This is a genomic window from Mesorhizobium sp. M8A.F.Ca.ET.202.01.1.1 (assembly GCF_004791595.1).
In the GTDB taxonomy this organism is placed as follows: Bacteria; Pseudomonadota; Alphaproteobacteria; order Rhizobiales; family Rhizobiaceae; genus Mesorhizobium.
In genome coordinates this window covers 1-587 of sequence record NZ_SRUN01000059.1, presented here as the reverse complement: position 1 = coordinate 587, position 587 = coordinate 1, and the positions used below count along the sequence as shown (strand labels likewise).

The 587-nt window shown below is 64.6% G+C and carries 1 protein-coding gene; it reads right to left on the bottom strand.

Annotation, left to right across the window (positions count from 1 at the left end):
- A partial coding sequence (locus EN845_RS33810; protein WP_189587431.1) for a YhjD/YihY/BrkB family envelope integrity protein occupies nt 1–458 on the bottom strand: 458 nt, incomplete at its 3' end.
- Nucleotides 459–587: the final 129 nt, after the last annotated feature.

Here is a 587-nt window from a genome sequence, read left to right as displayed (position 1 = left end):
AGCAAAAGAAAGCCCAACGCGCCAACCAGCCCGAGGCTCGCGGCGCGCGCCCTTACCATCCTCGACAGGGACGTGTCGGTCGGCGGGACTTTCCATATGGTGTTAAGCGCAAGCTGCATTTCGCCGAAAACCCCGGATGCGGTGGCGATCAGCGTCACCAATCCAGCCAGTGCGGCCCATGTTCCGCTTGTCTGGTTCGACGCCGACTCCAGTGTGGCGCGGAAAAGCTCCGCGCTCTGTGAGCCCATCAGCCCGGAGATTTGCGCCGACAGCGCGAGTTCCGCCGCCTGGTGCCCGATCGCGATCCCTGAGATTGCCACCACGATCAGCAGGATCGGCGCCAGCGAGGTGGTGGCGTAAAACGCCATCGCCGCGCCGCGGCTCAGCGCATTGTCGTCGATAAAGCCGGTGACGCTTTCCTTCAGCATCATCCAGCCTTCTTCGACCCAGCCCGGCATCGTGAATACCGCCTCGCCGAGGCGCGGGCTCGGCATGCCCTTGCGCGGTTCGGTGCCGGCTTTGTCGGATTGCGTCTGCTCTGCCATGTGCTTCCCACGTCCAATACGGAGCGGGCCGGGTGGGACAAG